The sequence below is a fragment of the Streptomyces javensis genome, assembly GCF_039525925.1.
GTDB classification, from domain to species: Bacteria; Actinomycetota; Actinomycetes; order Streptomycetales; family Streptomycetaceae; genus Streptomyces; species Streptomyces asiaticus.
Window position 1 is genome coordinate 57,066 of the sequence record NZ_BAAAIF010000061.1, and the last position, 7,057, is coordinate 64,122.

Consider the following 7,057-nt stretch of genomic DNA (forward strand, 5'->3'; position numbering starts at 1 on the left):
GCGCATTCGCACGCCTCACGGCCCTACCCCGGCCAGCCATCCGAACCACGACACCACCCCTGCCCGCCCTCCAAACCGGCAATGCGGTGGTGAGCGAAGGGACGCAGCAGTGAACTCCCAGGGGCCGGCGTCGACGAAGCAGCCGGATGAGTCCACCATCACCGCCTTCTTCGATGCGCAGCTCTTCGAAGGCGCCGACCTCGACCGCCTGATCGAGCGAGCGGCGCTTTTCATGCGGGCCGCTGTGGGAAGGGTCAGGGGCGACGGGGGTGGCGTGGCCCGCAATGGGTGTGGGGCACTGACGCCGGTGGGCAGCCCCTTGACCGCGTTCTCGGTGCCGGTGGTCGGCTCCGGCGGCCGGGTCTGGGTCGATGGCCTGCCCGAGCCCACGGCGCGTCACTTCCTCAACCGGCTGTCCGCCGCCGTGTCGATCATCGAGCGTTGGGGCGCGGCCTTGACGCACACGGAGTCCGAGCCGATCAGCCTGCTCATCAACGACACGTCGAGCGAGGCCGCCCACGAATCGGCGCTCACGCGGCTCGGCATCACCCGCGACACGGAGATCCGAGTTCTGCTTTGCGGCGGCCCCGGCGCCGGCGTCGAGCACTTCGCGGAGGCGGTCGCGGACACGCAGAAGATCGTTGCCCGCACGGATCACCGGGGGAAAGCGGTGCTCCTCCTCATGGCGGACGGCGCGGACGGCGTCACCGTTCCGGGAGTCCCCGCCGGCGTCCGGGCCGCGTACAGCAGGATCGTGCCGGCGGCACACACCCGGGAAGCGTACGTCAACGCGCATGACGCGTACCTGTTCACCCGGCCCTCGCCGCACGACCGCGGCCCATACCAGCCCATTCACGGCGTACTGATCGACGGCGCGCGGCTCACCGGGCTTGCGGCCCTCTGCCGTCTCAGCCACGACGAGATCGACGCCGTGCCGGAGGTTGGGGTCCTCGCCGGACTGCTCGAGCAGTACGGCGAGCAGATCCTGCTCGTCCTGGAGGCTTACGCGATCACGGGCTCCTTGCGCAAGGCCGCGGCGCAGGTCTACCTGCACCACAATTCCGTGGCCTACTGGGTGCAGAAGGCCGAGGCCGAACTCGGCTACTCGCTCACCGAGCCGAACCGGCGCGCTCAGTTCTTCGTCACCGTGTGCCTGTACCGCCTCTGGAGGCAGCGGGACGAGCGAGTCTGATCGCCCCACCGCGCCGGTTGTCCTACGTCACGGAGCAGACCTCGGACAGTTGCCCGATGTCGTACGCCCCGTCGCGTGCCATCGTCCTGGGCAATGTCAACGTCGCGTGCCGTCCAGCACCCGGACGCAGAGGAGCCCGGTCCGGCATGTACTCGCAAGACCCCGTTCGTCGTCCCCTCAACACGATCGACCTACTGGTGAACGCGCTCAACCAGGGCCCGGGCCGCCCACTGCCGCACCTCCCGGACGGCCGGACAGCGACCGTCTGCGAGGTATGCGGCGCGACATCCCAGTACGTGCGAGCTCATCGTGCTGGTGGCCGAGCGGAAAGGCACCATCCTGTGCCTCAGCGCCGAGTCGGGCTCCGGCGTCGCGTGGGGGCAGCACTTCAAGATCGCGACGACGGCGGAGGTGTACGGGCGGGTGTGCCTCACCGTCGCGGAGGCGCGTGCCGTACGCGATGGGGAACTCGAAGGCTTCCCGGCGCGGGGGCGGGCCGTGATGGAGTGCGCCGCGGCCTTCGAGAAGAACGCCGTGGACGACGAGGTCCGGGAGCGCGTCTCGGCGCAGCTCACTCGCATCGAACTCCTCGACCTCACGGTGCTCGCGGGGCTCTACGGCATGGCCGGCCGGCTGACCAACGCCCTCGCCGTGCCCATGGACGAGGGGATCCTGCCGATCTCAGCGGTCGACTCGCTCACGTGACTGCCCGCCTGGCGGAGAAGTTTCCGATGAAACCGAGGAACGATGGCACAGATTGAGCCCTTCAAGATCGATGTACCCCAACGCGAGGTGGACGCGCTTCGCGCGCGCCTGGCCGGCACGCGCTGGGCGCCCGAACTCGACAACGAGGACTGGTCCTCCGGCGTCAACGGCACCTACCTGCGCGAGCTGGTGGCCTACTGGCAGGACGGTTTCGACTGGCGTGCACAGGAGGCGCGCATCAACGAGTTCCCGCAGTTCCGGACCGAGATCGACGGCGTGCCGATCCACTTCATCCATGTGCGGGGGAAAGGGCCCGACCCCGTTCCCATCGTCCTCAGTCACGGGTGGCCCTGGACGTTCTGGGACTTCAGGGATGTCATCATGGCGCTGGCCGACCCCGCCGCGCACGGCGGCGATCCTGCGGACGCCTTCGATGTCGTTGTTCCCTCACTGCCGGGCTTCGGCTTCTCCGGGCCCCTGACCCGCACCGGTGTCGGCTACGTCGAGACCGCCGCCCTATGGGTCGAGCTGATGCGGGGGCTGGGCTACGAGCGGTTCGTCGCCCACGGCGGCGACGCGGGTGCCTTTGTGACCGCACGACTCGGCCACGCACATCCGGACTCGCTCATCGGCGTCCACATGAGCTTCCCGATCCTGCCCGGAGTGCCCCACGACGCCGGTGACCCGGCCGGGCTCACTCCGGAAGAACTGGCAGTCATCGCAGGTCAGGACAGGGGTCCGGGAGCTTTCTACCATGCGCTGATCCATGCCTTCGACCCGCAGACCCTGGCCTGGGCGATGCACGACAGCCCCGTGGGGCAGGCGGCGTGGATGCTCATGCGCCGCCGGGCGTGGAGCGACTGCCACGGAGACGTGGAGACCCGCTTCGACAAGGACACGCTGCTGACGCACTTCTCGCTGTACTGGTTCACGAACAGTTTCGTCGGGTCCGAGCTGTTCTGCCGGGCCTCCGAAGTCCACCTGCCCATGGGGCTGGCCAATGACGTGAAGCCCGAGATCAGCGTGCCGACAGCGGTGGCCGTTCTCCCCCGGGACCTGTTGTACCGGCCCCGATCGCTCGTCGCCGCACACAGCGACCTGCGCCAGTGGACCATGTTCCCCAGCGGTGGCCACTTCGCGGCGGCCGAGGAACCGCAGCTGATCACCGCGGACATCCGCTCGTTCGTCCGCCCACTGCGCGCTGGTTGAGGAAACCCATGGGTGACACATTCCGTCCGGCGCCTATGCCCGAGACGCAGACATACTGGGACAAGGCAGGGCTCGGTGAGCTGTGGCTGCGCACGTGCGCGCACACGGGACGAGTGTTCTTCCCGCCTCGCGCACCGCCCGAGCCGACCGGGCTCACGATCGGCGCGCCGCTGGAGCTGACCTTCGAAAAGCCCGGTCGGCTACGCGAGAGCGCCGACTCGAGCGACCGCCGACGAGACCGGCGATCCGAACGCACGTGGGAGTGGGGTCGCTTGCGTGGCAGATCGTCGGGTAGGCGCAAGCCACGCCGTCGATGCGCGTACGCGCCGAAGGAGAAACTGTCTATGCCGCAGGTCGAACCGACCACCAGGAACCCGGACAAAGGCTATGTAGCGCTCCTTGGCTGGAGTCTCAATGCCGTGGAAGCCCTCGATCGGTTCGACCGGCGATACGTCGTCGTGGCGCCGGAGTGGGCCGAGGAGTACTGCGTCGACCACGACATCCCCTACGTGCCGTGGAATTTCGAACGGCTCAACGACCGCTCCATGGAAATCGCCGAGACCCTTCGGAACGAGGGTGTCGACGTCGCGATCCCGCTGTTCGAGGAAACGGTTGAATGGGCAGGGGCGATCAATTCCGTTCTGCTGGACAACCCGCGTCTGTACGGTCAGGCCATGCTGCTGCGGGACAAGGCCCTGATGAAGCGCCGCGCGCAACTCGGCGGCATCCGGGTCGGAATCTTCGAGGAAGCCCACGACCGGGACGACGTGATCCGCTTCCTCAAGCGCGTCAATCAGACCCTGCTCAAACTGGACGGTGATCCGAACGACCCGATCCATCTCAAGGCGTTCGACAAGGCGGGATGCCTCGGGCACCGCGTCATCCGGACCCCGGACGAGATCGACATGATTCCGGAAGAGGAGTTCCCCGTTCTCATGGAATCCCACCTCGACGGCTGGGAGTTCGCGGTCGAGGCGTGGGTACACAACGGGAAGATCAAGTTCCTCAACATCTCGGAATATGTCACGCTGGGATATTCGGTGTTCGTGCCGGCGACCCCGGAACTGGAGCGGTACCGCCCGCAGATCACGGCGCAGATCGAGAAGCTCATCAAGACGTTCGACATCGAGTTCGGCTTCGTGCACCCGGAGTATTTCGTCACCAGTGACGGCGAGATGTACTTCGGCGAGGTCGCCTACCGGCCGCCCGGCTTCAAGGTGTTCGAGCTGCTGGAGCGGGCATACGGATTCAACGCCTACCATGGGCTGGTGCTGGCCTTCGACCCGAAGACGACCGAGGAGGAGATCGACGCCTTCTTCCCACGCGAGGTGGTCGACGCCTCCGGGGTCGCCGGCTGCTTCGGTGTCTACCCGCGCCGCCGCGTCGTCAGCGACCTGGAGATCCCGGAGGAGACCGAGGACGACGACTACTACGAGTCGCACGACCTCTCGACGCCGCTCGAGGAGACCGTCACCAAGAGGACCGCGTTCGGCACCCACTGGGGTCTGGTGTACTTCTTCGGTGACGACCCCTACCGGATGCGCGACCTGTTGAAGAAGCAGGAAGAGCTCGACTTCTACGTCTGACGACCCCGTGGACGCAGGAGACCTACCCGAGGAAACCCTTTGAAACCGACCGTCGACGTCAGCGGTGAGGCCACGCGGCTGGACAAGCGCGTGACCTCACTCGACGACGCCATCCAGGCCATGGCCGAGACCCGCGACTTCGGCAAGCACACGAAGCTGCGGCGGGTCCTGGAAGCATTGCGGCGGGTGCTCATGCAGCCGGGCGGCGCCGCGGCGGTCCAGGCCAGGGCGCAGACCCTTGAGGAAGCCGGGCTCTTCCAGGGGACGGACTGGGCGTCACCGGAGATCCTCATCCCGGCGCTGGTCGGCCCGGGCCTGCACAGCGGAGACGCGGACACCGTGGTCATGGAGGCGACCAGCGAGCTGCGGATGCTCGCCGTCGCCCGCGGCGAATTCGCGCACCCGACGTTGCCCGCCGAGGACGCCCGCCAGTTCCTGTCCCAGGTGCTGGCGATGAACCTGGAGCTGCTGTTCTCCCCGCCCAGCGAGGCGGAGCGAACCCAAGCGGGCCGGACCGCACAGCTCATCCGGGACCTGTTCCGCCACGTTGCCGACGGGATCGGTTACGACAGCGTCCTGGACAACCTGGTCGACGAGATCTGGCGGATCCTGCGCCAGCGTCCGATCCAGGTCGAGTCGGTGCGGTCCCTGATCACCCGGGTGTCGATCTACCGCGACGATCCGGACGTCGCTCTCGGCGTGTCGTCGGGGCTGGGCATCGACCGGCTCATCACGAGCCTGTTCGGGACCACCGAGGCGTGCCGGGAGGACCCGGGCATCGACGTCTTCCGCTCCCGGCTCGAGGCGATGGACACCGGCGGCCTTCAGTACGAGGCGGCCGGGTTCGCGCGGGCGATGCACGACACCGGCCTGGTGTCGCCGTACCACGCGGAACTGCTCCGGTTCCTGCTGCGCGAGAGCGACTACCTCATCGGTGAGGCGCTCGGACTGTCCGACACCGGCCGGAACTGCCTGCTGCGCTACAGCGAACTGGTGCACCGGCTGATCGAGGTGGCCGTGCACCCGCAGACCGCGCAGAGCGTCTACGGGCTGGCGCTGCTGCTCGACCGCGGCATCCTCTACGAGCCGCCGATCGTGCCCGCGCTCTGGCGCCAGCTGGCGCTCGAGCTCTCCCCGGTCGCGCGGGAGCGGTTGACGACGGTGTTCGGCGAGGCGCCGGGGCCGCGGGCGCGGCTGGTCGCGGGGGTGCTCTCGATGCTGGGCCAGCCGCTCGGCGTCGGCCAGGGCGACAACCCCACCTGCCAGTCGGCCCGCGCGCTGTCGATGTGGTCCTACAACGACCCGGACTACCTGCTGCAAATGGTGGTCTGGGCGGCCCGCGACGACGAGGTCCTCATGCACTTCGAGGGTCAGCCGATCTCGTCGAAGGACAGCGCGACCGGAGTCGCGAGCACGCTGCCGATGGACCTGGACCCCGTGTCGCTGCTCGTGGTACCCCACTTGGACCGGATCTACGCCGAGATGGGGCGGCGCTGCGCCGAGCGGCCAGGGGACCCGCACCGGTGGGTCAACCCCGAGTTCCACGGCTGGTGGGCGGGCCGTGGGTTCCACATCAACGTCGACGTCGCGACCGGAAACCTGGTCGACCTGGACGAGTTCCTGCGGCAGTTCCACGCCACCTACCACCCGTCCTACAACGGCGAGCAGCCGCTGATCCATCCGCAGCCGGCCGGCGTCGCCGTCACCGACAGCGCGGCCCGCTACGTCGGCTGGCACGCGATCACGATCCTGCGGGCCGCGCCGGACCCACAGGACGTCATGCGGGTGTATTTCTTCAACCCGAACAACGACAGCGGCCAGGACTGGGGCGACGGCGTCGTCGTCTCCACCGCGGGCAACGGCGAGCGGTTCGGTGAGGCCTCACTGCCGTTCGACCAGTTCGCCTCGCGGCTCTACATCTTCCACGCCGACCCGCTCGAGCACGGCGAACCGGAGCGGGTGCCCGCCGAAGATGTCGCACGGATCATCGGATACATCGAGCGCAGCTGGGGCAACGACCGGCTCCCCGGGGGGACGCTGCAAGCCCTCGAACGGCCCACGAGCCTGTGAGGTCGAGACCGACACAGCCCAGCGGCGGCTCGCCCGTATCTCCGGGGCGAGCGGCCGGCACCGCCGCGTCGGCCGGGAGGGTTGACCGACGAGGTCCGCTTCCGTCCGCTCCCGCCCGGTCGCGGGAGCGCGAGCGGGTCGGTCAGCGGATGCGCAGGGGAAGGGCCTTCGGCCCGCGGGCCTGGGTGCCGCCCCACGCCACCGTGGACGGGTCCTGGAGGCTGAACTCCGGGATCCGCTCCAGCCAGACCTCGAGCGCGACGCGCAGTTCCATCCGGGCCAGGTGCGAACCGAG

At 68.5% G+C, this 7,057-nt stretch carries 5 protein-coding genes; all 5 read left to right on the plus strand.

The window, feature by feature from the left end; genetic code table 11:
• Positions 1-109: 109 nt before the first annotated feature.
• The 5 genes from ABD329_RS36645 to ABD329_RS36665 all read left to right on the plus strand — a co-directional run bounded on the left by ABD329_RS36645 (position 110) and on the right by ABD329_RS36665 (position 6,762).
• Entirely contained in the window at positions 110-1,192 is a 1,083-nt protein-coding gene (locus tag ABD329_RS36645) for a helix-turn-helix domain-containing protein (RefSeq protein WP_198276271.1), read from the plus strand.
• A 315-nt stretch (positions 1,193-1,507) separates the two neighbouring features.
• Entirely contained in the window at positions 1,508-1,897 is a 390-nt protein-coding gene (locus tag ABD329_RS36650; protein ID WP_198276270.1) for a carboxymuconolactone decarboxylase family protein, read from the plus strand.
• A gap of 42 nt (positions 1,898-1,939) precedes the next feature.
• Complete coding sequence (locus tag ABD329_RS36655; RefSeq protein WP_198276269.1) at positions 1,940-3,106, plus strand: epoxide hydrolase family protein; 1,167 nt, start codon at positions 1,940-1,942, stop codon at positions 3,104-3,106.
• A 35-nt stretch (positions 3,107-3,141) separates the two neighbouring features.
• Positions 3,142-4,692, plus strand: a complete 1,551-nt coding sequence (locus tag ABD329_RS36660) for a zinc ribbon domain-containing protein (RefSeq protein WP_344317493.1) — start codon at positions 3,142-3,144, stop codon at positions 4,690-4,692.
• A 39-nt stretch (positions 4,693-4,731) separates the two neighbouring features.
• Entirely contained in the window at positions 4,732-6,762 is a 2,031-nt protein-coding gene (locus tag ABD329_RS36665; protein ID WP_198276267.1) for a hypothetical protein, read from the plus strand.
• Positions 6,763-7,057: the final 295 nt, after the last annotated feature.

Excerpts from the sequence above, each read along its gene's own strand:
- ABD329_RS36655 (WP_198276269.1), top strand. The coding sequence starts at position 1,940 with ATGGCACAGATTGAGCCCTTCAAGATCGATGTACCCCAACGCGAGGTG.
- ABD329_RS36660 (WP_344317493.1), top strand. The coding sequence starts at position 3,142 with ATGCCCGAGACGCAGACATACTGGGACAAGGCAGGGCTCGGTGAGCTG.